The sequence below is a fragment of the Spirillospora sp. CA-128828 genome (genome assembly GCF_050945415.1).
Taxonomy (GTDB): domain Bacteria; phylum Actinomycetota; class Actinomycetes; order Streptosporangiales; family Streptosporangiaceae; genus Spirillospora.
This window is the reverse complement of record NZ_CP191986.1, coordinates 7,539,793-7,563,807: the sequence shown is the minus strand read 5'-3', so window position 1 is coordinate 7,563,807 and position 24,015 is coordinate 7,539,793. Positions and strand designations below refer to the sequence as shown.

Annotated in this window: 22 protein-coding genes and 1 pseudogene; 12 read left to right on the top strand and 11 right to left on the bottom strand. The window is 71.7% G+C overall.

Translation table 11 applies throughout. The annotated features are described in order from the left end of the window. Positions 1-330: 330 nt before the first annotated feature. Positions 331-1,830: an FAD-dependent oxidoreductase gene (locus ACQPXG_RS36345; protein WP_433463666.1), complete on the bottom strand. Its 1,500-nt coding sequence runs from the start codon at positions 1,828-1,830 to the stop codon at positions 331-333. A 178-nt stretch (positions 1,831-2,008) separates the two neighbouring features. Between ACQPXG_RS36345 and ACQPXG_RS36340 the strand changes: the two genes are divergently transcribed. Further along, on the top strand, positions 2,009-2,623 hold the full coding sequence (locus ACQPXG_RS36340; RefSeq protein ID WP_433463665.1) for a TetR family transcriptional regulator: 615 nt from the start codon (positions 2,009-2,011) through the stop codon (positions 2,621-2,623). A gap of 37 nt (positions 2,624-2,660) precedes the next feature. After that, positions 2,661-3,437 (top strand): SDR family oxidoreductase, encoded by a 777-nt coding sequence (locus tag ACQPXG_RS36335; protein WP_433463664.1) that lies wholly within the window; start codon positions 2,661-2,663, stop codon positions 3,435-3,437. 26 nt (positions 3,438-3,463) lie between these two features. Here ACQPXG_RS36335 and ACQPXG_RS36330 read toward each other — a convergent pair whose 3' ends face one another. Then, complete coding sequence (locus ACQPXG_RS36330) at positions 3,464-4,384, bottom strand: SDR family NAD(P)-dependent oxidoreductase (RefSeq protein WP_433463663.1); 921 nt, start codon at positions 4,382-4,384, stop codon at positions 3,464-3,466. 172 nt (positions 4,385-4,556) lie between these two features. Here ACQPXG_RS36330 and ACQPXG_RS36325 point away from each other — a divergent pair, with 172 nt between their 5' ends. Beyond that, the gene (locus ACQPXG_RS36325; protein WP_433463662.1) at positions 4,557-5,978 is read left to right on the top strand and encodes an AAA family ATPase; all 1,422 of its coding nucleotides are present in this window, start codon (positions 4,557-4,559) and stop codon (positions 5,976-5,978) included. Between the two features lie 117 nt (positions 5,979-6,095). After that, positions 6,096-6,890 carry an SDR family oxidoreductase gene (locus ACQPXG_RS36320; protein WP_433463661.1) on the top strand — a complete coding sequence of 265 codons (795 nt, stop codon included), beginning with the start codon at positions 6,096-6,098 and terminating at the stop codon, positions 6,888-6,890. Here ACQPXG_RS36320 and ACQPXG_RS36315 read toward each other — a convergent pair. Beyond that, the gene (locus ACQPXG_RS36315; RefSeq protein ID WP_433463660.1) at positions 6,849-7,355 is read right to left on the bottom strand and encodes a DUF4240 domain-containing protein; all 507 of its coding nucleotides are present in this window, start codon (positions 7,353-7,355) and stop codon (positions 6,849-6,851) included. The two genes, ACQPXG_RS36320 and ACQPXG_RS36315, sit on opposite strands and share 42 nt — an antisense overlap. A 112-nt stretch (positions 7,356-7,467) precedes the next feature. Here ACQPXG_RS36315 and ACQPXG_RS36310 point away from each other — a divergent pair, with 112 nt between their 5' ends. The 7 genes from ACQPXG_RS36310 to ACQPXG_RS36280 are packed head-to-tail and all read left to right on the top strand — an operon-like array spanning position 7,468 to position 15,103. After that, positions 7,468-8,649: an NADH:flavin oxidoreductase gene (locus tag ACQPXG_RS36310; protein WP_433463659.1), complete on the top strand. Its 1,182-nt coding sequence runs from the start codon at positions 7,468-7,470 to the stop codon at positions 8,647-8,649. 17 nt (positions 8,650-8,666) lie between these two features. Continuing rightward, the gene (locus ACQPXG_RS36305; protein ID WP_433463658.1) at positions 8,667-10,322 is read left to right on the top strand and encodes an AMP-binding protein; all 1,656 of its coding nucleotides are present in this window, start codon (positions 8,667-8,669) and stop codon (positions 10,320-10,322) included. An 18-nt stretch (positions 10,323-10,340) separates the two neighbouring features. Next, a complete protein-coding gene (locus ACQPXG_RS36300; protein WP_433463657.1) occupies positions 10,341-11,504 on the top strand; it encodes an acyl-CoA dehydrogenase family protein in 1,164 nt (387 codons plus the stop codon). Then, positions 11,501-12,433 (top strand): bifunctional MaoC family dehydratase N-terminal/OB-fold nucleic acid binding domain-containing protein, encoded by a 933-nt coding sequence (locus tag ACQPXG_RS36295; protein WP_433463656.1) that lies wholly within the window; start codon positions 11,501-11,503, stop codon positions 12,431-12,433. The genes ACQPXG_RS36300 and ACQPXG_RS36295 overlap by 4 nt, the downstream gene beginning before the upstream one ends. Next, the gene (locus ACQPXG_RS36290; RefSeq protein ID WP_433463655.1) at positions 12,433-13,503 is read left to right on the top strand and encodes an acyl-CoA dehydrogenase family protein; all 1,071 of its coding nucleotides are present in this window, start codon (positions 12,433-12,435) and stop codon (positions 13,501-13,503) included. The genes ACQPXG_RS36295 and ACQPXG_RS36290 overlap by 1 nt, the downstream gene beginning before the upstream one ends. Continuing rightward, positions 13,500-13,931 carry a MaoC family dehydratase gene (locus ACQPXG_RS36285; protein WP_433463654.1) on the top strand — a complete coding sequence of 144 codons (432 nt, stop codon included), beginning with the start codon at positions 13,500-13,502 and terminating at the stop codon, positions 13,929-13,931. The genes ACQPXG_RS36290 and ACQPXG_RS36285 overlap by 4 nt, the downstream gene beginning before the upstream one ends. Continuing rightward, positions 13,928-15,103 (top strand): lipid-transfer protein, encoded by a 1,176-nt coding sequence (locus tag ACQPXG_RS36280; RefSeq protein WP_433463653.1) that lies wholly within the window; start codon positions 13,928-13,930, stop codon positions 15,101-15,103. The genes ACQPXG_RS36285 and ACQPXG_RS36280 overlap by 4 nt, the downstream gene beginning before the upstream one ends. A gap of 174 nt (positions 15,104-15,277) precedes the next feature. Here ACQPXG_RS36280 and ACQPXG_RS36275 read toward each other — a convergent pair whose 3' ends face one another. The 4 genes and pseudogenes from ACQPXG_RS36275 to ACQPXG_RS36260 all read right to left on the bottom strand — a co-directional run bounded on the left by ACQPXG_RS36275 (position 15,278) and on the right by ACQPXG_RS36260 (position 18,683). Continuing rightward, complete coding sequence (locus ACQPXG_RS36275; protein WP_433463652.1) at positions 15,278-16,474, bottom strand: RNA-guided endonuclease InsQ/TnpB family protein; 1,197 nt, start codon at positions 16,472-16,474, stop codon at positions 15,278-15,280. A gap of 101 nt (positions 16,475-16,575) precedes the next feature. Continuing rightward, positions 16,576-16,869: pseudogene (locus ACQPXG_RS36270) on the bottom strand (protein kinase domain-containing protein); the annotation flags it as partial. Between the two features lie 109 nt (positions 16,870-16,978). Then, on the bottom strand, positions 16,979-18,103 hold the full coding sequence (locus ACQPXG_RS36265) for an FAD-dependent oxidoreductase (RefSeq protein WP_433463651.1): 1,125 nt from the start codon (positions 18,101-18,103) through the stop codon (positions 16,979-16,981). A gap of 25 nt (positions 18,104-18,128) precedes the next feature. Continuing rightward, a complete protein-coding gene (locus ACQPXG_RS36260) occupies positions 18,129-18,683 on the bottom strand; it encodes a hypothetical protein (RefSeq protein ID WP_433463650.1) in 555 nt (184 codons plus the stop codon). 266 nt (positions 18,684-18,949) lie between these two features. On the opposite strand from ACQPXG_RS36260, the gene ACQPXG_RS36255 reads away from it, so the two are divergent. Then, positions 18,950-20,512, top strand: coding sequence for a FadD3 family acyl-CoA ligase (locus ACQPXG_RS36255; RefSeq protein ID WP_433463649.1), 1,563 nt, complete (start codon positions 18,950-18,952; stop codon positions 20,510-20,512). Here ACQPXG_RS36255 and ACQPXG_RS36250 read toward each other — a convergent pair. The 4 genes from ACQPXG_RS36250 to ACQPXG_RS36235 all read right to left on the bottom strand — a co-directional run bounded on the left by ACQPXG_RS36250 (position 20,496) and on the right by ACQPXG_RS36235 (position 24,013). Continuing rightward, positions 20,496-21,395, bottom strand: a complete 900-nt coding sequence (locus ACQPXG_RS36250) for an acyl-CoA dehydrogenase family protein (protein ID WP_433463648.1) — start codon at positions 21,393-21,395, stop codon at positions 20,496-20,498. The genes ACQPXG_RS36255 and ACQPXG_RS36250 overlap by 17 nt on opposite strands. After that, entirely contained in the window at positions 21,392-22,522 is a 1,131-nt protein-coding gene (locus tag ACQPXG_RS36245; protein ID WP_433463647.1) for an acyl-CoA dehydrogenase family protein, read from the bottom strand. Before ACQPXG_RS36245 ends, ACQPXG_RS36250 begins: the two co-directional genes overlap by 4 nt. A 104-nt stretch (positions 22,523-22,626) precedes the next feature. Continuing rightward, positions 22,627-23,823, bottom strand: coding sequence for a HesA/MoeB/ThiF family protein (locus tag ACQPXG_RS36240; RefSeq protein WP_433463646.1), 1,197 nt, complete (start codon positions 23,821-23,823; stop codon positions 22,627-22,629). Next, on the bottom strand, positions 23,816-24,013 hold the full coding sequence (locus ACQPXG_RS36235) for a hypothetical protein (protein ID WP_433463645.1): 198 nt from the start codon (positions 24,011-24,013) through the stop codon (positions 23,816-23,818). The genes ACQPXG_RS36240 and ACQPXG_RS36235 overlap by 8 nt, the downstream gene beginning before the upstream one ends. Positions 24,014-24,015: the final 2 nt, after the last annotated feature.

Below are 24,015 nucleotides of genomic sequence, written 5' to 3'. Positions count from 1 at the left end.
ACCCCAGCCACGGCTTCCGTTCGGGCCGCGCCGCCCTGGCCCGCTCAGCAGTAGTAGAGCCGAGCCCGCCACCGTTTCCGGCGTTTCACATCGGAATGGCCACTGGCGTCCTCGTTTCGGCCGCCAGGACGGATCTCCGAGCGCGGAAGGCCGGTCGGCCCTTTCACAACGAGGTTCGGCGGCATACGCGATACGCCCGCACGAAGGTCCATCGGTTCCCCCGGAATCGGTGTGCGGCATTCGACAAGTTCATGCTCCACAGCGCTCCTGAAGCGAGGCTGAACAATCCTGAACACCCCTTCAGGATTTGCCGATCGAGTCGGACGGCGGTCACGTCGAGATGTGCTGGGCGGCGCGGTAGGCGAAGGCCATCGCCGATCCGATCGGAACGCCGGGCCCCGGGTAGACGGGTCCGGTGAAGGAGGCGCTCGTGTTGCCGGCGGCGTAGAGCCCGGGGATCGGACGGTCCGAGCCGTCCAGGACGCGGCCGTCAGGGTCGATGCGCAGGCCGCCTTTCGTCCCGAGGTCGCTCAGCACGACGGCGGCCGCGAAGTACGGCGGCCGGTCGACGGCGACGACGCATGACCTGCCGCCGGAGAAGTACAGGTCGTAGGGGTCTTCGCCGCGGTGGAAGTCCTCGTCCGCGCCCTTGCCGGCGAAGCCGTTGAAGCGCTCGACCGTGGCGGCCAGGGCCTCCGCCGGGAGGCCGAGCCTCCCGGCCAGCTCGTCCAGCGTGTCCGCCTGGACCCACGCGCCTGACGCCAGTTGCTCGTCCGGCGTCAACGGCGGGACGGAGATCGCCGGGAGCCCGTCGAACCGCGTGTCCCAGACCAAGTGGAACGGGGCCCGCGCGTCCGCCATCCGCCGACCCATCCGGTCGTACGGGAGAGACTCGTTGGCGAACCGGCGCCCCGACCCGTCCACGATGAGCCCGCCCCGGAACCCGAGCGTGAACGCGGGACGTCCGTCCGGAGTGAGAACGCCGGGGCAGAACCACGCCTGATCCAGGAGACCGGTGGACGCGCCGACCCGGACGGCGGCCGCGATGGCGTCACCAGTGTTCGCGCCGTCCGGAGCCATCGTCAGGTGCGCGCCGCCCGGCACGCCGCGCTCCGCCCGGAGGGAGGCCGACGCCTCGAAACCTCCGGCGGCCAGCAGCACGCCACGCGACGCCCGCAGCCGGAGACCTCCGGCCTCCACGCCGGCGACCCGGCCGTCCTCCATGATCAGCCCGGTCAGCGGGGTCTCGGTGCGGATCTCGCCGTTGCCGGTCGCGACGATCGCCAGCAGCAGCCGCCCGATCAGCGAGCGCCCCTGCGCCATCGGCCTGGAGGCCGAGTGCCCGCGGCCCGCCCGGTCGCGATCCACCGGCGGGCGGACGAGCCCGGCCAGCAACCCGAGCCGCTCCACGGGCAGGTCCGGCGGAACGAACGACCGGCCCATCTCCAGGCGTCCGGGCGCCGCGTAGTAGTCGGGAAAAGCACGCCATTCGAACTCGATCGCCGGGTTCTTTTCCAGGAATTCCACCAGCTCCGGAGCGGTCGAAAGGAACGCCTCCCGGTGCGCGGCGGCCTCGTCGCCGAGCAGCGCACGCAGATACGCCCGGGCCCCTTCGGCCGAGTCGCCGATATCGGCGCGCTCCTGCACCCGCGTCCCCGGCAGCCAGATGGCCGAGCCCGAGTAGGCGGACGTCCCGCCCAGCAGGCCCGTCTTCTCCAGGACGACGGTCCGGAGCCCGTTCGACGCCGCGGCCAGCGCGCCCGTCATGGCGCCGGCGCCGGAACCGGCGACCACCATCTCGTATTCGTCGTCCCACGCGGCTCGTCCCACGTGACTTCCCTCCGAGCTCGGGATTCCGGCGCGCGCACAACGTAAACGCGCCGGTCGCCGCGGCGGGACGACCCGTCCCACTGACCGGTATCGAGGTTCGCGGGGACGGCTTCGGCCCCGGATATTGGTCCCTGTCGGTACGGGAATGGTCAGGACACGAACGGACCGGGGGAGGACCGTGGCGAGGATCGCATCCGCCAGGCTGTCCGCCGAGCCCAGCTCGCCGGAGCAGCACGACCGGCGCCAGCGCATTCTCCGCGCCGCGTCGCGCATCGGCGCCGAGAAGTCTCTCGAACGCGTCCAGATGCACGAGGTGGCGAAGGCGGCCGGGGTGGCGATCGGTACCCTTTACCGGTACTTCCCGTCAAAGGTTCATTTGTTCACCGCGGTCATGGCCGCGCAGGTCGACCGGCTCCGCGAACAGGTCTCCGAGCCGGAGCCCGGCACCAGCCCCGAGGACGCGGTCGCCGACCTGCTGGTGGAGGCCAGCCGGTACCTGATGGCGCAGCCCGTCCTGTCCACGTCGATGCTGCACGCCTCGAACACCGCCCACGTCGCGACCGTCGCCGACACCGTCCACATCGACAACACGTTCCGGGAGGTCCTGCTGCGGGCCGTGGGCATCGAGGTGCCCACCGCACAGGACGTCACCCTCGTCCGGCTGGTCATGCAGTGCTGGTACGGCGTGCTGCAGTCCAGCCTGAACGGCCGCGCGTCCATGGCGGACGTCGAGGGCGACATCCGGCTGGCCTGCCGGCTCCTGCTGGCCCCCCGATCCAACGCCTCCCGGTGATGGGGAGCGTCACCGACCTCCACACCTGGGAGAAGCCATGGCACGCACCATCGCCGTCAGCGGGTCGGCGTCCGGCATCGGCAGGACCCTGGCCGGGCTGCTGCGCGAGCAGGGCGACGAGGTCGTCGGCGTCGACCTTCGCGACGCCGACGTGTGCGCCGACCTCGGCGGACCCGAGGGCCGGACGCGGGCGGTCGCCGAAGTCCTCGACCTGTGCGGCGGGACGCTCGACGCCGTCGTGGCCTGCGCCGGCGTCTCGCACTTCACCGAACTCCCCGTCAAGGTCAACTTCTTCGGCGCCGTCGCCCTGCTGGACGGCCTTCGCGCGGCGCTGGCCGCCGCCGAGGCGCCGCGCGCCGCCGTGGTCGGCTCGATCGCCGGTACGCAGCCGGTGGACGACGCCATCGTCCGCGCCTGCCTGGACGGCGACGAGACCGCCGCGCTCGAAGCCGCGGCCAAGGTCGTCCAGGCCGGGGACGGGTACAAGACGTACCCGTCCTCGAAGTCGGCGCTGGCGCAGTGGATGCGCCGCGTGTGCGTCACCGCCGGATGGGCGGGTGCGGGCATCCCCCTCAACGCGATCGCGCCCGGCGTCGTCAAGACGCCGATGACCGCGCCGCTGTTCGGGGACGAGGCGATGTTCAAGGCGATGAACGAGGCCGTCCCGATGCCGCTGAACGGGTACGCCGACCCCGAGGTGATCGCCGAGGCGCTGCGCTGGCTGGTCTCCCCGGCCAACACCCACATGACCGGCCAGGTCATCTACGTGGACGGCGGCGCCGAGGCGACCCTCCGCGGCCCGGACGTCTTCTGAGCCGGCGAGGCCGCCAACGGACCGGGTCAGTATTTGCTGGTGCCCGTGTCGTCGAGCGCCGCGACGCTGTAGGCGGCGTAGGTCCTGTGCGCGTCCCGGCCCTCGAAGTACGGGGTGATCTGCTCGCCGAGCTCCTCGACGGAGAAGACGCCGTCCGCCGCGGTGAACTTCTGCTCCACGGTCGGCGCGGCCATCAACGCGACCATGTCGCCGTACACGATGAACACCTGGCCGCTGATCTTCTCGGACGCGGGGGAGGCGAGGTAGCCGACGAACGTCCCGACGCGTTCGGGCGCCATGACGTCCAGCCCGCCGGGCGCGGTGCCCTCGGTGAACGTCGCCGCGGTCATCGCCGTCCGTGCGCGGGGGCAGATCGCGTTGGCGCGCACCCCGTACCGGCCGAGCCCCGCGGACGTCGACAGCGTGAGCGCCACGATGCCGGCCTTCGCCGCCGAGTAGTTCGGCTGGCCCGCCGACCCGAACAGGAACGCCTCCGACGCGGTGTTGACCACACGCCCGTAGACCGGGCCGCCCGCCGCCTTGCTCGCCGCGCGCCAGTGCACGGCCGCGGCGCGGGACACGGCCGCGTGCCCCTTCAGATGGACGCGGACGACGTCGTCCCAGTCCGGCTCGGACAGGTTGAACAGCATCTTGTCGCGCAGCACGCCCGCGTTGTTGACGAGGACGTCCAGCGAGCCGAACGTGTCGACGGCTGCCGACACCAGCGTGTCGCCCATCGACCAGTCGCCGACGTCCCCGGTCACCGCGACGGCCTGGCCGCCCGCCTCCTTGATCTCGGCGACCACCTCGTCGGCGGCCGGCCCCACGTCGTTGACGACGACATTGGCGCCCTGTGCGGCCAGGGCGAGGGCCTCGCAGCGGCCGAGCCCGGCGCCCGCGCCGGTGACTACGGCGGTGCGGCCCGCCAGGGAGAGGTCAGCGTTCATCGGAGCCTCCGGTCGGTGTTCACGATCGCACGCCGGAGGCTAGTGCGAATTCTCCTTCTGCCCGGGACGCCGTCCCGCTCACCGGGTGTCCGCGCTCCCGGTTCTTTCAGTAGCCTGCGTCTATGTAGACTGTATCTATGTAGATTGAAGCTACATAAAATGGGAGGGCGAGGTGTTCATCGGAAGGAAGGCCGAGCTGGCGTTGCTGGGCAAGCGTCTGGAGCGGGTCGCGGCCACGGGGGCCGGGACGGCGGTCGCCTTGCGCGGCCGCCGCCAGGTCGGCAAGTCGCGGCTCGTCCAGGAGTTCTGCGACCGCGCCGGGGTGCCGTACCTCTTCTCGGCCGCCACCAAGGGGGCGTCGCCCGTCGAGGCGGTGGCCTCGTTCGCGCGCGACCTCAGGGAATCAACGCTGCCGAGCGACCCCGACCTCGTCCCCCGGCTGGACGGCGGCAGCTGGGCCGACGTGTTCAGGGTGCTGGCGTCAACGCTTCGGGACACCCCCTCGATCGTCGTGCTGGACGAACTGCCGTGGCTCGCGGAGCAGGACCCCGTGTTCGACGGCGCACTGCAGACCGGGTGGGATCGGCTGCTGTCGTCCAAGCCCATCCTGCTCCTGCTCCTGGGCAGCGACCTGCACATGATGGAACGCCTCACCGCGTACGACCGCCCGTTCTACGGGCGGGCCGACAACCTGGTGCTCGGTCCGCTGAATCCGGCCGACCTGGGTCAGGCGCTCGGACTCGACGCCGCCGATGCCATCGACGCGCACCTCGTCTCCGGAGGGCTGCCGGGCATCGTCCGGACCTGGCCCCATGCCACGCCCGCGCTGGACTTCATACGGGACGAGTGCGCCGACCCGGCCGCGGCCCTGTTCAGTGTCCCGGAGGCGTCCCTCCTGGCGGAGTTCCCCAACCCCGACACGTCACGGCGCGTGCTGGAGGCCGTCGGTTCCGGCGACCGGACGCACGCCAACATCGCAGCGGCGGCCGGTGGCCGCGGCGAGGCGCTCCCGTCCGGGACCCTGTCGCCCCTCCTACGCCGGCTGACCCGGGAGAAGCACGTCCTCGCCGAGGACCAGCCCCTCTCTGCGAAGCCCAGCAAACCCGCTCTGTACCGGATCGCCGACAGCAACATGCGCCTCTACCTGGCGGTCCTCCGGGCGGCCCACGAGCAGGCCCGCAGGGGACGGCCCGAAGCGGGCTTCCGCCTGGTCGAACGCCGCTGGACGTCCTGGCGCGGCCGGGCCGTGGAACCGCTCGTCCGGCAGGCACTGGAGCTGTCGGACCTGCCCTGGCCGGACGTCGGCGCGGTCGGCGGCTGGTGGAACCGCCGCTTCGACCCGGAGATCGACCTCGTCGGCGCCGACCGCGCCCCCGTGGCGAACCGGATCCATTTCGCCGGCTCGATCAAATGGCTGAACGGCCCGTTCGACGACCGCGACCTGGCGGACCTCCGCCGAGCCGCAACCGAGGTGCCCGGCCTGGACCCGGCGACCGTGGGTCTCGCCGTGGTGTCGCTTTCCGGCACGGACTTCACTGGCGATGTCGCCCTGAACTGGGGCCCGGACGATGTGATGGGCGCCTGGCATCGGTGACGCCAAGGGCAATGATCACGGGCCGCATGGTGAACACGACCACACCGTTCAGGTAGGCACGTCACATTCCGGAGCACTGGGCACGTCTTGGGGGCAGATTCGTAAAAAGGAGGAACCATGACGTCGACGATCCTGGTCACCGGGGGTACGGGCACTCTCGGAAGCCACGCCGTGCCGTTGCTGCGGGCCGCCGGGCAGGACGTGCGGGTGCTCAGCCGCCGCACGCGCGAACCCGCGGACGGCATCGAGTACGTGACCGGTGATCTGCTCAAGGACGAGGGGATCGAAGCCGCGGTGGAGGGCGTCGATGTCGTCCTGCACCTGGCGGGCGGTAAGAAGGGCGATGAGGCCGCCGCCCGGAACCTGATGCGGGCCGCGTCCGAGGCCGGTGTGAAGCACCTGGTGCTCATCTCGGTCATCGGCGCCGACCGGGTGCCGGTGGCCTGGGTGCGGTCCCAGCTGGACGTGGAGCGGGCCGTGATCGATTCGGGTGTGCCCTACACGATCCTGCGGGCGGCCCAGTTCCATGACCTGGTGCTGAAGGCGGTGCGGAGCATGGCGAAGCTGCCGGTCGTCCCCAAGCCGGGCGGGCTCCGGTTCCAGCCGGTCGACTCCCGGGACGTCGCCGGGCGGCTGGTGGAACTGGCGCTCGGAGCGCCGTCCGGGCGCGTCTCCGACCTGGCCGGGCCCAAGGTCTACGGGCTGGACGACCTCGTTCGCGGCTACCTGGACGCACACGGCAAGCGGCGCCCGATGCTGCCCGTCCGCATCCCCGGGAAGGCGGGACGCGCCTACCGCGCCGGCGACAACCTGACCCTGGACGGCGCCGACCACGGCACCCGCACCTGGGAGGAGTTCGTGGCCGAACCGTCAGACGGCCCAGCCGGCCGGGTTCGAGCAGGACTCGCGTGAGATGCCCGAACCGGTGTCCGGGAACGTCCCGAATCGTTCGCGGTGCAGGTGGGCGAAGAAGTAGCACATCGACTCGCATTCGCCGTCCAGCACGGCGATGCGCGGGTCGGCGGCCACCGCGGTGTAGAAGTCGCGGCCAAGCGCGACGATGAAGCCGCGCGCGTAGAGGAAGCCGTCGTCGGAGCCGTCCGTCACCGCCTGGACGTCGGCCCGGTCGATGTCGTGGAGCATCCGCTCGCACACCCGGTCGAGATCGGTCAGTTCGTCGGCGGGCAGGTCGCGGGCGGCGGTGGCGAGGTTGCCGAGGAACGCGTCCAGGGCCTTGTCGACCACGGAGAGCTCGGGCATCTCCCAGACGTCGGAATCGGGGTCGCGGGTGGTGAGCGCCCGCCGCGCCGCACCGGCCTCGGCGCCCAGTGGCGCCCACGCCGCCTCGATCAGGTCCCAGAAGCGCTCTTCGTTCATGCCGGAAAGCCAACCAGCGCCCTCCGACAATCTGGACGCTCCCGGTCAGCGGGATGTCCGGACTGCTCGGGCATCCCGCTGATTAACGTCTAGTCCGGATGGAGGACGCCGAATGAACGACCCGATGCCCGACGTGTTCGCTCCGGCGAAGCTCGGTCCGGTCATGTTGCGGAACCGCGTCATCAAGGCGGCGACGTACGAGGGGCTCAGCAGGAAGGGCCTCGTCACCGACGAGCTGATCGACTTCCATGTGCGGCACGCCGCCGGCGGTGCCGGCATGACGACGGTCGCGTACTGCGCGGTCGCCCCCGACGGGCGCACCGACCGCAGGCAGATCCTCTGGACGGACGAGGCGCTCCCCGGCCTGCGGAGGCTGACCGAGGCCGTGCACCACGAGGGCGCCGCCGTCGCCGCGCAGATCGGGCACGCGGGGCCGGTCGCCGACCCCAGGAGCAACGGCCACCCGGCGATCGCGCCCAGCCGCCGTTTCCACGCGGCGACCGCCAGCCTCGCCAAGGCCGCGACCCACGCGGACCTGGACCGGGTCGTCAAGGGGCACGCCCATGCCGGGAAGGCGGCCATCGAGGCGGGTTTCGACGCCGTCGAGATCCACCTCGGCCACAACTACCTGGCCAGTTCGTTCCTCAGCCCGAAGGTGAACCGCCGCAAGGACGAGTACGGCGGCTCGCTGGAGAACCGGGCCCGGTTGTCCCGCGACATCGCCCGCGCCGTCCGCGACGCCGTCGGCGACCGCATCGCCATCACCGCCAAGCTGAACATGGACGACGGCGTCCCCGGCGGCTTCCGGCCGGACGAGGCGGTCCAGGTGGCGCGGTGGCTGGAGGCCGACGGGTCGCTCGACGCGCTCGAACTCACCGCCGGAAGCTCCCTGCTGAACCCGATGTACCTGTTCAAGGGGGACGCGCCGCTCCGCGAGTTCGCCGCCGTCATGCCGCGGCCGATCAGGCTCGGCGTGCGGCTGGCCGGCCGCCGTTTCCTGCGCGAGTACCCCTACGAGGACCTCTATCTGCTGAAGGACGCCCGCCGGATCCGCGCCGCGGTGAAGATGCCGCTGATCCTGCTCGGCGGGGTCACCGACAAGGCCGGCATGGACACCGCCATGGCGGAGGGCTTCCAGTTCGTCGCGATGGCGCGGGCGCTGCTCCGCGAACCCGACCTGATCAACCGGATCAAGGACGAGCCGGGCACGAGGTCGCTCTGCGTCCACTGCAACAAGTGCATGACGTCGATCTACAGCGGGACGCGCTGCGTCCTCGTCGAGCAGCCCGCCTGAACGGGGAGGGAGCGGGAGTGCGAGACGAGACGATCGCGGCGATGCTGCTGGCCAGGCTGGGCGACGAGCGTCCCGGCCTGCGCAGCCGCGAACGGACCTGGCCGTGGGACGAGGTGGTCCGGGAGAGCGCGGCCCGCGCGTCGCTGGCCCGTGAGCTGCGGCGGGACGGGCCGTTCCACATCGGCGTCCTCCTGGAGAACATCCCTGAGTACATCCTGTGGCTCGGGGCGGCGGCGCTGGGCGGTGCGACGATCGTCGGCATCAACCCGACCCGGACCGGCGCCCATCTGGAGCAGGAGGTCCGGCACACCGACCTTCAGCTGCTCGTCACCGATGAGGCCGGGCTGAAGCTGCTGGACGGTCTCGACATCGGCGTCCCGCGCGACCGCTTCCTCCTGATCGACGGCGACGGCTACGAGGCGGCCGTCGCGGCACACGCGTGCGAACCGGAGCACGACGGGTCGATCACCCCGCTGACGCAGATCCTGCTGCTGTTCACGTCCGGGACGACCGGGGCCTCGAAGGCGGCGCGCTGCTCGCAGGGACGGCTCGCCGAACTGGGCCGCGCCAACAGCGCCAAGTACGACGTCAAGCGCGACGACATCAGCTACTGCTCGATGCCGCTGTTCCACGGGAACGCCCTGATGGCGTTGTGGGCGCCGTCCCTGGCCGTCGGCGCGACCGTCGTCCTCGCGCGGAAGTTCTCCGCGTCCGGGTTCCTGCCGGACGTCCGCTACTACGGGGCGACGTTCTTCACCTACGTCGGCAAGGCGATCGGCTATGTCCTCGCCACGCCCGAGCGGCCGGACGACGGTGGCAACACGCTCACCCACGGGTTCGGGACGGAGGCGTCGCCCGAGGACAAGGCCGAGTTCCTGCGCCGCTTCGGCGCGAGGCTGGTCGAGGGGTACGGCTCCAGCGAGAGCGCCGGCATGATCAAGCAGGTGCCGGGCGCGCCGCCGGCGGCGCTCGGGCGTCCCGCGCACGACGGCGTCCGGATCGTCCACCCGGAGACCCGCGAGACCTGCGCCCCGGCGACCCTGGACGAGCACGGCCGCGTCACCAACGCCGAGGCCGCCGTCGGCGAGATCGTCGACGTGCACGGCGCCGCCAGGTTCGAGGGCTACTACAAGAACCCGGAGGCCGACGCGGAACGGGTCCGGCAAGGCTGGTACTGGACGGGCGACCTCGGCTACGTCGACGACGACGGGTTCCTGTACTTCGGCGGGCGGTCGGGCGACTGGATCCGGGTCGACTCGGAGAACATCTCCGCTCTGCTCACCCAGAACGTCGTCCGCCGCCACCCGAAGATCGTGGACGCGGTCGCGTTCGGCGTCCCCGACCCGCGCTCCGGCGACCAGGTGATGGCGGCGATCGAGATCCCCGAAGGCGTCGAGTTCGAGGACCTCGACCTTCCCGGGTTCCTCGCCGTCCAGGACGACCTCGGCACCAAGGGCGCGCCGCGGTTCGTCCGCGTCTCGCACGCGCTGCCGACGACCGGCTCGGGCAAGCTCAGGAAGAAGGAACTGCAGCTCGACGGCTGGCGCACCGGCGACGCCGTGTACCGGTGGGCGGGCCGGGACGCGCCCGAGTACGTCCCGATGACCGAGGCGGACAAGTCGGCGCTGCGGAAGGAGTTCGCCGCCGCCGGACGCCGGCGCTTCCTCCCGTGAACCCGAGAAAGGGCAGGTATGGATCTGCGTGAGTCCGAGGCGCATCGCGAGCTGCGTGCGGAACTGAGGGCGTACTTCGCGGGCCTGCTGCCCGCGGACGTCCGGCGCCGCGCCGGCGAGCAGGGCGCGGGCGGCGAACGGTTCCGCGAGATCGTCAAGATGCTCGGCAACGACGGCTGGCTCGGCTACGGCTGGCCGACCGAGTACGGCGGCCAGGGCAGGTCGGTCGCCGAGCAGTACGTGTTCTTCGACGAGGTGCAGCGCGCCGGGCTGCCGTTCCCGTTCGTCACCGTCAACACGGTCGGGCCGACGCTCATGCGGTTCGGGACGGACGAGCAGAAGAAGCGCTTCCTGCCCGGCATCCTGTCCGGCGACATCGTCTTCGCGATCGGCTACACCGAGCCCGACGCGGGCACCGACCTCGCGTCGCTGCGCACGAAGGCGGTCCGGGACGGCGACCGGTTCGTCATCGACGGCAGCAAGGTGTTCACGAGCGGCGCCAACACCGCCGACCACATCTGGCTGGCGGCCCGGACGAACCCGGACGCGCCGAAGCACAAGGGCATCTCGATCCTCACCGTGCCGACCGACGCCGACGGGTTCTCCTGGAGCCCGATCCGGACGGTCGGCGGGATGGTCGTGACGGCGACGTACTACAACGGCGTCCGGGTGCCCGCGTCGTCGGTCGTCGGGGACGTCGACGGCGGCTGGAGCCTGATCACCACCCAGCTCAACCACGAGCGCATCGGGCTGGCCGCGCTCGGCGGCCGGATGATCCGGCTGTGGGAGGACGTCCGGGACTGGGCCCGCGAGAACGGCGTGCTCGACCTGCCCTGGGTGCGCGCCGACCTCGCCCGGACGCACGCCAGGCTCGAAGCCATGCGGCTGATGAACTGGAAGATGACCATGGCGGTGGAGGCGGGGACGCTGACGGGCGCCCAGGCCGGGGCCGCCAAGTCGTACGGGACGGAGACGCACATCGACGTCCAGCGGACGCTGACCGGCGTGCTCGGCGCCGCCGGGCGGATCCGCCCCGAATCGCCGGGCGCCGTGCTGTACGGGCAGATCGAGCAGCTGTCCCGGCAGGGCATCGTCAACACGTTCGGCGGCGGCGTGAACGAGGTGCTGCGCGACATGGTCGCCGTCCAGGGGCTGGGTCTGCCGAGGTCGAGGCGGTCATGAGCGATTACGAGGGGCGCCTTCAGGCGTGGGTCGGACGTCAGGTCGGAGTGCGCCGCGTCGGGCAGGACCCGGTGAACGTCCCCATGATCCGGCATTGGGTCGAGGCGATGGAGGACGGCAACCCCGTCTACCTGGACGACGCCGCCGCCCGCGAGACCGGGCGCGAGGGCGTCGTGGCGCCCGCGTCGATGATCCAGGCGTGGACGATGCGCGGCTACGCGGCGTCCGTCCGCGAGGACCCGGCCGGCCCGGACGAGCTGACCGAGCTGCTCGCCGAGGGCGGGTACACCTCCGTCGTCGCGACCGATTCGGAGTTCGAGTTCCACCGCGAGCTGGTGCCGGGCGACCACGTCAGCGTCGAGGAGACCGTCGAGTCGATCTCCCCGGAGAAGAACACCGCCCTCGGCGCCGGACGTTTCGTCAGCACGGTGAAGACGTACCGGGACGCGTCCGGCGAGGTCGTCGCCACGCAGCGCTGGCGGCTTCTCCGCTTCCGTCCCGCCGCGAAGCCCGAGCCGAAGCCGCTGCGCCCGCGGCCCGCGATCAACCTCGACAACGCGTTCTGGTTCGAGGCGGCCCGCGAGCACCGGCTCGTCATCCAGCGCTGCGCCGACTGCAAGTCGCTGCGGCACCCGCCCGGCCCGTGCTGCCCGCAGTGCGGCTCGTTCGACTGGGACACCGTCGAGGCTCAGGGCGAGGGCCACGTCCACAGCTACGTGGTCAACCACCACCCGCGCCATCCCGCCTTCGACTATCCGCTGGTCGTCGCCGTGATCGAGCTGGCCGAGGGCACCCGCCTCATTACGAACATGACCGGGGTAGCGCCGGAGGACGTCGAGGTCGGCATGCCCGTCGTCCTCGACTGGATCGACCCGGACCCCGACCTGTCCCTGCCGGCGTTCCGCCCGGCCGAACCAAAGGAGCGCTAGTGGACTTCACGCTTGGCGAAGAGTTGGAGGCGGTCAGGGACCTTGCCCGGCAGATCTTCACCGACCGGGCCACCCAGGTGCGGATCAGGGCCGCCGAAGAGTCCGGGCACGGTTTCGACGAGGGCCTGTGGAAGGAACTGGGCGACACCGGCCTGCTCGGTGTCGCACTCCCCGAGCCGGCGGGCGGAGCCGGGCTGGGCGTCGCCGGGCTGGCCGTCCTGCTGGAGGAGCAGGGCCGCGTCGTCGCACCCGTCCCGATCTTGCCGGCCGTCGTCGCCGCCCTGACGCTCGCCTCGCACGGGACGGCTTCGCAGCAGGAGGTCCTCCCGGACGTCCTGGTCGGGACGGTCCGGCTGACCCTCGCGCTGGAGGAGTTCGGCGCCGCGGATCCTGCGTCGCCGGGGTGCGTTGCCGTCCGCGACGGTTCCGGCTGGCTGCTGTCCGGCACGAAGGCCGTTGTCCCGACGCCGTTCGGCACGCGTCATGTCCTGGTCTCGGCCTCCTCGCCGGAAGGGCCCGGCCTCTTCATGGTCGAGACGTCCGCCGGTTCCTGGGAGCGTGCCGAGACCACGAGCCGGGACGCCGCCGGTCATCTCACCCTCGACGGTGCCCCGGCGCAAGCCCTGGGCGACGGCGCTCTGGCCGTGGTGTTGCGGCTCGCGCGCGTCTCCCTGGCGGCCGTCCAGGTCGGCGTGGCCGATGGTGCGTTGCGTATGGCCGCCGACTATCTGGCCGGACGTGAGCAGTTCGGCCGTCCGCTCGCCACGTTCCAGGCCGCCCAGCATCAGCTCGCCGACTGCTACATCGAGATCGACGCGCTCCGTGTCTGCCTCTGGCACGCGCTCTCGCTCATCGCCGCCGGGGAGGACGCCGAGACGGCCGTCCTCGTCGCCAAATGGTGGTCGGACCAGGGCGGGCTGAACGTCGTCCACCGCGTCCAGCACCTGCACGGCGGCATCGGCGTGGACGTCGACTATCCGGTGCACCGCCACTTCCTGTGGGGCAAGCAGATCTCCGGGACGCTCGGCGGCGCGTCCGCCGACCTCGAACTGCTGGGGGCCGCATTGTGAGCAGGAGCTATGCGGACGTGGCGGTGGGCGAGGAACTCCCCGAGCTGAGCATCCCGCTGACCCGCACGATGATCGTCGCGACGGCCATCGCGAGCCGCGACTACCAGGACGTCCACCACGACCCGTCGCTCGCCGTCGAGCGCGGCTCCAAGGACGTCTTCATGAACATCCTGACGACGAACGGGCTCGTCGACCGCTACGTGACGGAATGGGGCGGGCCGGCCGCCGTGGTGAAGGCCATCAGGATCCGGCTGGGCGCGCCGAACTATCCGGGCGACACGATGGTGCTGACCGGCACGGTCTCGGCCAAGGAGGCCGGGGACAGGGTCGAGATCAAGGTGCGCGGCGTGAACGCCATCGGCCCGCACGTCACCGGAACGGTGGTCCTCCAGCTGCCCGTCATTCAGAAGCGGGGGAGCGGCGCATGAGCGTGCTGCCAGGGGCGGCCGCGATCGCCGGGATCGGCGCCACCGAGTTCTCCAAGGAGTCCGGCCGCAGCGAACTGCGGCTGGCCTGCGAGGCGGTGCTCGCCGCCATCACCGACGCGGGGCTCCAGCCGTCCGACGTGGACGGCATGGTGACCTTCACCGCCGACACCAGCTCGGAGATCCACATCGCCCGGAACCTCGGCATCGGCGAGCTGAGGTTCTTCTCCCGCATCGGGCACGGCGGCGGCGCCGCCTGCGGCACCGTCCAGCAGGCCGCGATGGCCGTCGCGACCGGCGTCGCCGACGTGGTCGTCTGCTACCGGGCGTTCAACGAGCGCTCCGGCACCCGCTACGGTCTCGGCCAGGCGGACCGGCCCGCGGACGTCAGCGCCGACAGCGCCGCCTACGCGTGGATGAACCCGTTCGGGCTCTCGACCCCCGCCCAGTGGGTCGCGATGTTCGCCCGCCGGTACATGTACGAGTACGGCGCCACCAGCGAGGACTTCGGGCGCATCGCCGTCGTCGACCGCAAGCACGCGGCCGGGAACCCGGCCGCGTGGTTCCACGGGCGTCCCATCACGCTGGAGGACCATCAGGCGTCCCGCTGGATCGCCGAGCCGCTCCGCCTCCTGGACTGCTGCCAGGAGAGCGACGGCGGCCAGGCCCTCGTCGTCGTGTCCGCCGAACGCGCCCGCGACCTCCCGCACCGTCCCGCGGTGATCTGGGGCGCCGCGCAGGGATCGGGCAACGACCAGCACATGATGACGAGCTACTACCGCTCCGAGATCACCGGCATCCCGGAAATGGGCCTCGTCGGACGGCAGCTGTACGCCCAGTCGCGTCTGACCCCGGCCGACGTCCAGGCCGCGATCCTTTACGACCATTTCACGCCACTGGTGCTGCCGCAGCTCGAAGAACTCGGTTTCTGCTCCAAGGGCGAAGCCAAGGACTTCGTCGCGGACGGCAATCTGGAGATCGGCGGCAGGCTCCCGTTCAACACCCACGGCGGCCAGCTCGGCGAGGCCTACATCCATGGCATGAACGGCATCGCGGAGGCCGTCCGGCTCGTCCGGGGAACGTCGGCGAACCAGCCGGGGGACGTCCACAACGTCCTGGTCACCGCCGGGACCGGCGTCCCGACGAGCGGCCTGGTCCTGGGGGCGGACGAATGATCGGGGTCAGCAGACGACGATGCGGTCCCCGTCGCTCTGGGTGATCGTGCGGCAGCCCGAGGGTTTGCGCGTGGCGGGCGGAGACGACGGGCCGGGCAGGATCGTGATCACCGGCAGGGTTCCCTCGGTTTGACATCCTCCCCCGTGAACGAAGGGGATTCCAACAACGACCAACTACCCCGTGAGGGGCAGGTCGTGTTGAGGTTCACGGTTCGCAGGCCCGCCCAGCGGCGGGCCTCCCCGTGCAGCGACCGCATGCCCTGCGGCCGTATCACGAATGTTCATTGCCGCGTTCACATCGGCGTTGACCCGGAACCCGCAGGCCACGCACGAGAAGACCGCTTGACTCTCACGGCTCTCCCCGGCGACGTGCCCGCAGGCGCTACAGGTCCGCGACGTGTTACGCGGATCGATCTTGATAACGCGCCCGGGCGCCTTGTCCTCCAGCCGCCGTACCAGAGCGCCCCAGCCGCTTGCCAGGATGCCTCGGTTCAGCCCGGCCTTCTGAGCCACGTTGCGGCCCGGCGCCTCTACCGTGCCGCGCGCCGATCGCGTCATACCTCGGATGTTGAGATCCTCGATGGCGATCATGTCGAACCGGCGGGCCAGATCGGTGGAGGTCTTCTCGATCCAGTCCTTGCGGCGGTCGGTCTCCCGGGCCCGCAGCCGCGCGATGGCGGCCTTTACTCGGGCGCGCCGCTTGGAGCCGCGCTGGGCGCGGGCGAGTCTGCGCAGCAGCCGCGCCAGCCTGGCCCGTTCGATATCCCGCAGGCCAGGTGCGTGCAGCAGGTCACCGGTCGACAACGCGGCACTGACCGCCACGCCCCGATCCACCCCCACGACCTCACCGCTGCCGGGTGCGGGGATGGGATCGGGGATCGCAGCGAACGCAACATGCCAGCGCCCCGCCCGGTCCCGGGTGACTCGGAAGGATTTGGCGGTGTCGGGGACGGGCCGGGACCAGCGGAACCGGATCCACCCCACCTTGGGCACCTTCACATGACCCACCCGCCGTGACACCCGCCGCACATCGGCGGGTTTGACCGCCACGATCCGGAACCCCTCGTGGCGCCCGGCCTTGCGCCAGGTGGGGCGTCGGTGGGTGCCGGCGAAGAAGTTGCTCATGGCCTGGGTGAAATCTTTGAGCGCCTGCTGTTGCACCGTCGCCGACCCGCCGCGCAGCCACCCGTACTCCGCCCTGGCCTGAGTGAGTTGGCGGCACTGCTCGCCGAACCCCGGCGCCGAACCGCGCCCCGGTCGCCACCACGCGTGCTGCTCCACGGCCAGGTTCCAGACGAACCGGGCGTGCCCGCAATGCTCCAGCAGCGCCCGCTCCTGGGCGGGCGTCGGCTGCAGACGGTAACGGGACATGCCCGGAAAGCTACCGGACCCCACCGACAAAACCTGGAGAGCATCGTGCAGCACCGTGCAGCGTTACCTCCCCGCCCCGAAGGATGAGGCAGGGACGCGTCGTCCACGGCCTCCATGACGATCGCGGCGCCCCGCTGCTCCTCCACGTACCGGTAGAGCCGGGCCACGTGCGGGTCGGCGACCCTGGCGAGGGTCTCGGCCTCCCTCCGGAAGACCGCGAGGCTCCGCTCGTCGGCGAGCATCGCGGGCGCCAGGTATTTGATCGCCACCCGCCCTCGCCCGCCGGGCGGGACGGCGAGCACGACGCGCCCCTGGGCGCCCGCTCCGAGTTCGCTGATCTCGCTGAATCCGTCGACCTGCCACCCGTTCACCGGCGCCTCCGGCCCATGCGTCATTCCCCGGTTGGAACGGTAGAGGGAAGGTGCGAAAAAAGCCACAAGATCGGCGTCCGGCGTTATTCCTTGATCATTGACGATGAATTCCACCGCCGTCCGGATCGCGTGGTCAGCGGAGTCCGTCGGTGAGGCGGTTACTGAAGCGGGTGAGGAGGGTGGTCTGGGACGTCTCCGGGAGGTGCCGGCCGATCAGCGGCGGGACGCGCCAGTTGGCGGGGTTGCGCTTGGCCATCCGGGAGACCCGCGAGATGTGCCGGTAGCGGGCCTTTTCGTAGGCACGTAGCCCCGCGACCGGGTCCCGGCCCTCCCTGCCGAGCTCGCGGCCGAGCACCCACGCGTCCTCAAGGGTCTGGTTGGCGCCCTGCCCGAGGGTCGGCGGCATCGTGTGGGCGGCGTCGCCGACCAGGGTGACGCGGCCCTCTCCCCACGCCCGGCGGACCTTGTTCCAGTGGTGCCCGAAGAATTCGAGGTCGTCGTCGGTGGCGGCGGCGAGCACCTCGGAGACGGGCGACGCCCAGTGGCCGAAGCGGCTGCGCAGCTCGTCCAGCGGGGAGGCGGGACGCGGGTCCGCGGGCGACCAGCGGATGTCGAACCACCATTGCAGCAGGCCGCCGCCCGCGGGCATCAGCCCGCACGCGCCCTCCCGCCCGGAGACCATGAGATGGCGGTGCGTGTCGGTGATCTCGATGTCGACGGAGCTGAGGCCCTGCCAGGTGCCGAAGGTCGCCGGCCGGACGCCGCTCTCGCCCCACAGCAGGCGCCGCACCACCGAGTGGTGGCCGTCGGCCCCGACGAGCAGGTCCGCGGTGTCGGTCGTCCCGTCGGCGAAGACGGCCGTGACCCGGTCGGCGTCCTGGGTCACGCTCCGGCACTCCATGCCGAACCGGATCAGGTCGTCGGGCAGCCCGCCGGCCAGGCGTTCCAGCAGGTGCCGGCGGGCGATCGCCTGGGTGGCGAAGCCGAAGCGCGCGGCGGCGTGGGCGATGTCCTGGCCGATGCGCAGCCGGCCGTCCGGGGTCAGCGAGTCGATCCGGTCGATGCGGTTGCCGGCGCCGTCCAGGCTGATGCCGAGATCGTTCAGGACGGCGTTCCCGTTGCTCCAGACGAGCAGCGCCTTGCCGCCCGTCCGCCGGGCCGGGGCCTGCTCGTAGACCCGCACCCGGTGGCCGGCGGCCAGCAGCACCTGCGCGGTGGCCAGGCCGCCCACCCCCGCGCCGATGACGAGGACGTCCATGTCGCCTCCAAACCGAAGTCCATGATCACCGGTCGGGCCGCCGGTTCCGGATGCGGCCCCATGGCTTGGCCACACCGAGGACGGTCGCGAAGGTCAGCGCCGTCAGCGACACGGCAGGCGGGAAGAACAGGGTCGAGATGAAGTCCGGCTCGGGCGCCCCCGAGGCCAGGGTCCGGCCGTAGTCGCCCACGTCGTCCATGCCCGGCTGCAGGAGGACCAGGATGAGCGTGCACAGGACGAGGTTGAGGACGAGCTTGGTCGCGACCCACCAGTACCGCATCAGTCCCCACCGCGTGCCGAGCCCCAGAAGCACGCCGGTCACGAGGCAGATGAGCCCGGACGTCAGCATCGGCCACACCACGAACGTCGCCAGCGCCTGATAGGCGAGGCCGCGCACCTCGCCGGAGGTGCCGAAGCGTCCCGTCAGGACCAGGACCGCCACCATGACGTCGATCCCGATCCACGCGCCGGCGGACACGATGTGGACGATCAGTGTCGTCTTGCGCCACTTCCTGCCCAGGCGGAGGCGGGCATCCGGCCGGGCACGGGCACGGACGCGGTCCTGTTCCTGTATCGCCATGTCTCCAGGTCCCTTCTGGACGTCATCCCTCTGGAAGCGACGATGCTGGGCAGGTTGGGCACATGTCGTCCCGTGCCCGGCGACATCCCGCGTACCACGCGCGGCGCAGCCGCACGCGGCGGATACCACGCGCGGAGTACCGGATCCGGCCGTGGTCATGTGTTGCAGAATCCATAGGGTCATCCACTTTCAGGCGACGAGCTGGTCGTACCGCTCACCGGGACCGCGGGGTCTCCGGCGGGTGCGGATCGGGAAGATGGGCTTTCATGAGCGAGCTGACGATTCCGGGGCTGGTGGCGCGGGCCGCGACGGAGTTTCCGGACGCGGAGGCGGTCGTGGACGGCGACGTCCGGGTCACCTATGTCGACCTGCGCGAACGGGTCCGGGAGGCGGCGGGCGCGTTCATCGGCGCCGGCATCGCGCCGGGGGACCGGATCGCGATCTGGGCGCCCAACGGCCTGTCCTGGATCGTGACCGTGCTCGGCGCCCTGGGCGCGGGCGCGACGCTCGTGCCGCTCAACACGCGCTTCAAGGGCGACGAGGCCCGGTGGCCGCTCGACAGGGCGGGTGTGAAGGTCCTCTTCGTCGAGGACGGCTTCCTCGGCATCGACTATCCCGGCATGCTCGGGCTGGACGGGTCGGGCACCATCCCCGGGCTGCCCGCGCTGGAGACCGTCGTCACGTTCAACGGGACGGCGCGTCCGGGCGTCGTCACCTGGAACGAGTTCCTCTCCAAGGCCGTGCCGGGCGAGGAGGCCGACGCGCGGGCCGCGGCCGTCCGGCCGGACGACATCGCCGACATCCTGTTCACGTCCGGGACGACCGGCAAGCCCAAGGGCGTCATGTGCACGCATGAGCAGAACGTCCGGACGTATCAGGCGTGGACGGGACGCACCGGCGTGCGGGCCGGGGACCGGTACCTCATCGTCAACCCGATGTTCCACTCGTTCGGCTACAAGGCGGGCGTGCTGGCGTGCGTGCTGAAGGGCGCCACGATGGTGCTCCAGCGCACGTTCGACGTCCCGGAGACGCTGCGGCTGATCGAGCAGGAGAAGATCACCGTGCTGCCCGGGCCGCCCACCATCTACACCTCGCTGCTGGACGCGCCGGGCAGGGAGGAACGCGACCTTTCGTCTCTCCGGCTGGCCGTGACGGGCGCGGCGGACGTCCCGGTCGCGCTGGTGCGGCGCATCAGGGCCGAACTGTTCCCGCAGGTCGTCACCGCCTACGGGCTGACGGAGTCGTCAGGCACCGTGTCCGCCTGCTCGGTGGACGACGATGACGAGACGATCGCGACCACCTGCGGCAGGGCCATCGCCGATGTCGAGATCGCCATCGTCGGCGAGAAGGGCGAGCGGGTCGCGGCGGGCACTGACGGCGAGGTCCTGGTCCGCGGCTACAACGTGATGAAGGGCTACCTCGGCGATCCCGAGGAGACCGCGAAGACCATCCGCGACGGATGGCTCGACACCGGCGACCGGGGGCGTCTCGACGAGCGCGGCAACCTCACCATCACCGGGCGGACGAAGGAGATGTTCGTCGTCGGCGGCTTCAACGTGTACCCGGCCGAGGTCGAGGACGTCCTCGCCCGCCACGAGGCCGTCGCCGAATCGGGCGTCGTCGGCGTCCCGGACGCGCGCATGGGCGAGGTCGGGCGCGCCTACGTCCGGCTGCGCCCCGGCAGGACGGCCACGGCGGACGAGCTGGTCGCGCACTGCCGTGAGCGGCTCGCGAACTTCAAGGTCCCCCGGGAGGTCGTCTTCGTGGACGACCTCCCGAAGACCGCGTCCGGCAAGGTCCGCCGCGTCGACCTCAAAGCGCGGACATGACCCGGGCCCTGTGCTCGGCCACGGAGCCCCACGCCGAGTACAGCGCGCGCGCCTTGCGGATCCACAGTGACGGGTCGTACTCGTCGGTGTAGCCGATCGCGCCGTGCACCTGGAGGGCGGTCTTGGCGAGCCCGTAGGACGCCTCGGACGCGGCGACCTTGGCGGCGGACACGTCCCGCGCGAAGTCCGGCGTCCCGTACGACAGCGCCGCCCCGTACAGCAGCGGGCGGGCGAACTCCAGCTCGACCATCGCGTTCGCCAGGTGGTGCTTGACCGCCTGGTACTCGCCGATCGCACGGCCGAACTGCCGCCGCGTCCTGGCGTACTCGACGGACACCTCCAGCAGTGCCTGTCCGAGCCCGACCTGCTGGGCCGCGCACAGCAGCACGCCGAGGTCGGTGCGGCCGGACGCGCCGCCGACGCGGAACAGCCGCCGCGCCGGGTCGAGCGACGCGACCGCCTCGCCGGCCTGCCGCTCGGTCCCGTCCACGGTCAGGACGAGGTCGGCGACGTCGGCGTCCAGCGCGTACGGGACGGCCAGCGACACGATCGCCTCCCCCTCGGCGATCCGGGACGGCCACGGCGGCCCGGCCGGCAGTTCGGCGGCGGCGAGCGTCTCCACGTAGGGCCCGGGCGCGGCGGCGCGGCCCAGCTCCTCCATCGCGACGACCAGCTCGACCGGCAGCAGCCCGGCGCCGCCGGACTCCTCCGGCACGGCCACCGCGAACACCCCGGCCTCGGCGACGGACGACCACAGCGCCCGCCCGGGCCCCGTGTCCCCGGCGGCCCAGGCCCGGACGATCTTCGCGGTGCCCGCGTCGGCCAGCAGCCCGCGCAGCGACTCGCGGAACATCCGCTGCTCGGCGGAGAGAACGAACTTCACCGCGACCCCCTCGGCAGGCCGAGCAGCCGCTCGGCGATCACGTTGCGCTGGATCTCGTTGGTGCCCGCGTAGATCGGGCCCGCGAGCGAGAACACGTAGTTCTCCAGCCACTCCGACTCCAGCTCGCCGTCCGGGCCGAGCAGGTCGAGCGCGGTCTCGTGCAGCGCGACGTCCAGCTCCGACCAGAAGACCTTGTTGAGGCTGGACTCCGCGCCGATGTCGTCGTCCCGCGAGATCGTCTCGAACCCCTTGAGCCGGTAGGCCCGCGACCTGATCCAGGCGTCCGCGACCCGGTCCCGCAGCGCCGTGCCGGAGGTGTCGGCGCGCTCCTTCCACAGCGCGACGAGCCGCTCGGCCGCCGCCGTGAACCGTCCGGGGGAGCGCAGCGTGAGCCCGCGCTCGTTGCCGGCCGTGGCCATCGCGACCCGCCAGCCCTCGCCCGGCGCGCCGATGACGTCCTCGTCCGGGACGAAGACCTTGTCGAGGAACAGTTCGGCGAACGCGGGCTTGCCGTCCAGCCGCCCGATCGGGCGGACGGTCACCCCCTCCGCGTCCAGCGGGAACATCAGGTACGTCAGCCCCTGGTGGCGGGACGCCTCAGGATCGGACCGGAACAGCCCGAACCCCCGGTCGGCGAACGCCGCCCGCGAGCTCCAGGTCTTCTGCCCGTCGAGCAGCCAGCCGCCGTCCGTCCGCGTCGCCGTGGACCGCAGCGCCGCGAGATCGCTGCCCGCGCCCGGCTCCGACCACGCCTGCGCCCAGATCACCTCGCCGGCCGCCATCGGCGGCAGGATCCGGGCGAGCTGCCCGGGCGTCCCGTGTTTCATCAGCGTCGGAGCCAGCAGGTTGATGCCGTTCTGGCTGACCCGTCCCGGCGCGCCCGCCGCGTAGTACTCCTCCTCGAAGACGAGCCACCGCAGCACGGAGACGCCGCGCCCGCCGTACTCCTCGGGCCACGACACCACCCCCAGCCGTGCCGCGCCGAGCGTCCGCTCCCACTCCCGGTGCGCCGCGAAGCCCTCCTCGGTCTCCAGCGACGGCAGCGGCTCCGCCGGGACGTGCTCGCGCAGCCACGCCCGCACCTCGGCGCGGAACTCCTCGTCCGCCGCCCCGAACTCAAGATCCATGCCCGACCTCTTTCTAACAACTGTTTGGTAGAGTAACGCCTCCCGGCTCCTCTACCCGCGCACCCTCCCGTCCAGTGAGATCTCCGGAACGCCGATCGCCGTGCTCAGCCCGCGAACGCGGCGGCGTCCTCCTCGCCGACCTCGCGGGGCGCGGCGCAGTGGGCGCAGTCGTCCAGCGGATGGAGCAGCGCGCCGTACCAGCGCAGGACGCTCTGCTCGTCGATGGAGACCCCCAGCGGCTGCAAGCCGGCGTGCGCGAACTCCCGCCGGTTGATCCACTGGTGGATCGGCGCGACGAGGTCGGCCGCGAGCGAGGCGAAGGTGGGCGACTCCCCGCCGAGCAGCTCCAGCAGCGCGAGTTTGGCCATGTGCAGGGCGATCGGGACGATGTCGGACGACAGGCCGGGCTGCGGGGCCACCTGCCGGTCGGTGTAGGAGACCTGCGCCGCGTCGCCGGCACTGCTGATCTCGTTGTCGCCGGCCTGGGCCGGCAGCGCCTGCACGAAACACTGGTAGCACGGCGTCAGCCCGGGGATCACGCGCTGCACGATGCCGCCGTACGCGCGCCGGTAGACGCCGCCGAGGATCAGCGGCAGGTCCTCCTCGACGCAGAGGCGGTTGACCAGCAGGCGGCTCTCCCGGTTGTCGGTCGCGCAGACGACGAGGTCGACGTCCACCTGGTGCAGCAGGTCGCGCAGTTCGTGCCGGGTCGTACCGCTGATCCGCAGATCGCTGGTGTGCACGCGGGCGGCGGGATGGTGGTCGCGGACGAGGTCGCGCATGGCGTTGGCCTTGAGCCGGCCGACGTCGGAGAGTCCGCACTCGTGCCGCGAGACGTTGCCGACCTCCAGCCGGTCATGGTCGAGGAGGAGGAAGCGGCCCACTCCCGCCCTGGCCAGTTCCCGGGCGATGAAGCTCCCGCCGGAACCGAGACCGAGGACGGCCACCGACCTGCGGCTCAGCACGTCGGTCTCCAGGATGCCCTGGACCCGCTCCATCGCGTCGGCCTCGGCGGGGACGCACATCGTCCCGATCCGCTCGCCGAGCGTCCCGGTCGTGATCCGGTGCGCGCGCACGCCGGGGCCGTCCGGCCAGCAGGCGATCAGCGCCCCCGGCTCCGTGAGGTCCCGGCCGTCCTGCGGCTCCTCGGGCAGTGCGAGGACGTCATGGCCCGCCGTCCCGTCGACGACACCGAGGTCGCCCCGGTCGCGCAGGGTGAGCGCGAGCCGGACGGGGGCGTGCCCGGCCATGGCGGCGCCGGCGCCCGTGAACACAAGCTGCCGCGGCCACCGGTCACCCACGGCCGAACGCCTTCATGTCCTCGACGTCGAACTGCGGGATGTCGTCGCCGAGCCGCTCACCGACCGACCGGACCTCGAACTTGCCGGTCTGCGGGTTCTGCACGAGCCGCTTTCCGGCCGGCGGGCGGCCGCCCTGCTTGCGCGTCTCTTCCATGAACTGCCGGATGTCGTCGTGCTTGTCACTGGCCATGG

What these genes read in the sequence shown, in the direction of transcription:
- ACQPXG_RS36315 (WP_433463660.1), bottom strand. Translation starts at nt 7,355, where the DNA reads ATGAACGAAGAGCGCTTCTGGGACCTGATCGAGGCGGCGTGGGCGCCA.
- ACQPXG_RS36310 (WP_433463659.1), top strand. Translation starts at nt 7,468, where the DNA reads ATGAACGACCCGATGCCCGACGTGTTCGCTCCGGCGAAGCTCGGTCCG.
- ACQPXG_RS36330 (WP_433463663.1), bottom strand. Translation starts at nt 4,384, where the DNA reads ATGAACGCTGACCTCTCCCTGGCGGGCCGCACCGCCGTAGTCACCGGC.
- ACQPXG_RS36245 (WP_433463647.1), bottom strand. Translation starts at nt 22,522, where the DNA reads ATGGATCTTGAGTTCGGGGCGGCGGACGAGGAGTTCCGCGCCGAGGTG.
- ACQPXG_RS36260 (WP_433463650.1), bottom strand. Translation starts at nt 18,683, where the DNA reads ATGGCGATACAGGAACAGGACCGCGTCCGTGCCCGTGCCCGGCCGGAT.
- ACQPXG_RS36300 (WP_433463657.1), top strand. Translation starts at nt 10,341, where the DNA reads ATGGATCTGCGTGAGTCCGAGGCGCATCGCGAGCTGCGTGCGGAACTG.
- ACQPXG_RS36235 (WP_433463645.1), bottom strand. Translation starts at nt 24,013, where the DNA reads ATGGCCAGTGACAAGCACGACGACATCCGGCAGTTCATGGAAGAGACG.
- ACQPXG_RS36280 (WP_433463653.1), top strand. Translation starts at nt 13,928, where the DNA reads ATGAGCGTGCTGCCAGGGGCGGCCGCGATCGCCGGGATCGGCGCCACC.
- ACQPXG_RS36265 (WP_433463651.1), bottom strand. Translation starts at nt 18,103, where the DNA reads ATGGACGTCCTCGTCATCGGCGCGGGGGTGGGCGGCCTGGCCACCGCG.
- ACQPXG_RS36255 (WP_433463649.1), top strand. Translation starts at nt 18,950, where the DNA reads ATGAGCGAGCTGACGATTCCGGGGCTGGTGGCGCGGGCCGCGACGGAG.
- ACQPXG_RS36275 (WP_433463652.1), bottom strand. Translation starts at nt 16,474, where the DNA reads ATGTCCCGTTACCGTCTGCAGCCGACGCCCGCCCAGGAGCGGGCGCTG.
- ACQPXG_RS36335 (WP_433463664.1), top strand. Translation starts at nt 2,661, where the DNA reads ATGGCACGCACCATCGCCGTCAGCGGGTCGGCGTCCGGCATCGGCAGG.
- ACQPXG_RS36320 (WP_433463661.1), top strand. Translation starts at nt 6,096, where the DNA reads ATGACGTCGACGATCCTGGTCACCGGGGGTACGGGCACTCTCGGAAGC.
- ACQPXG_RS36295 (WP_433463656.1), top strand. Translation starts at nt 11,501, where the DNA reads ATGAGCGATTACGAGGGGCGCCTTCAGGCGTGGGTCGGACGTCAGGTC.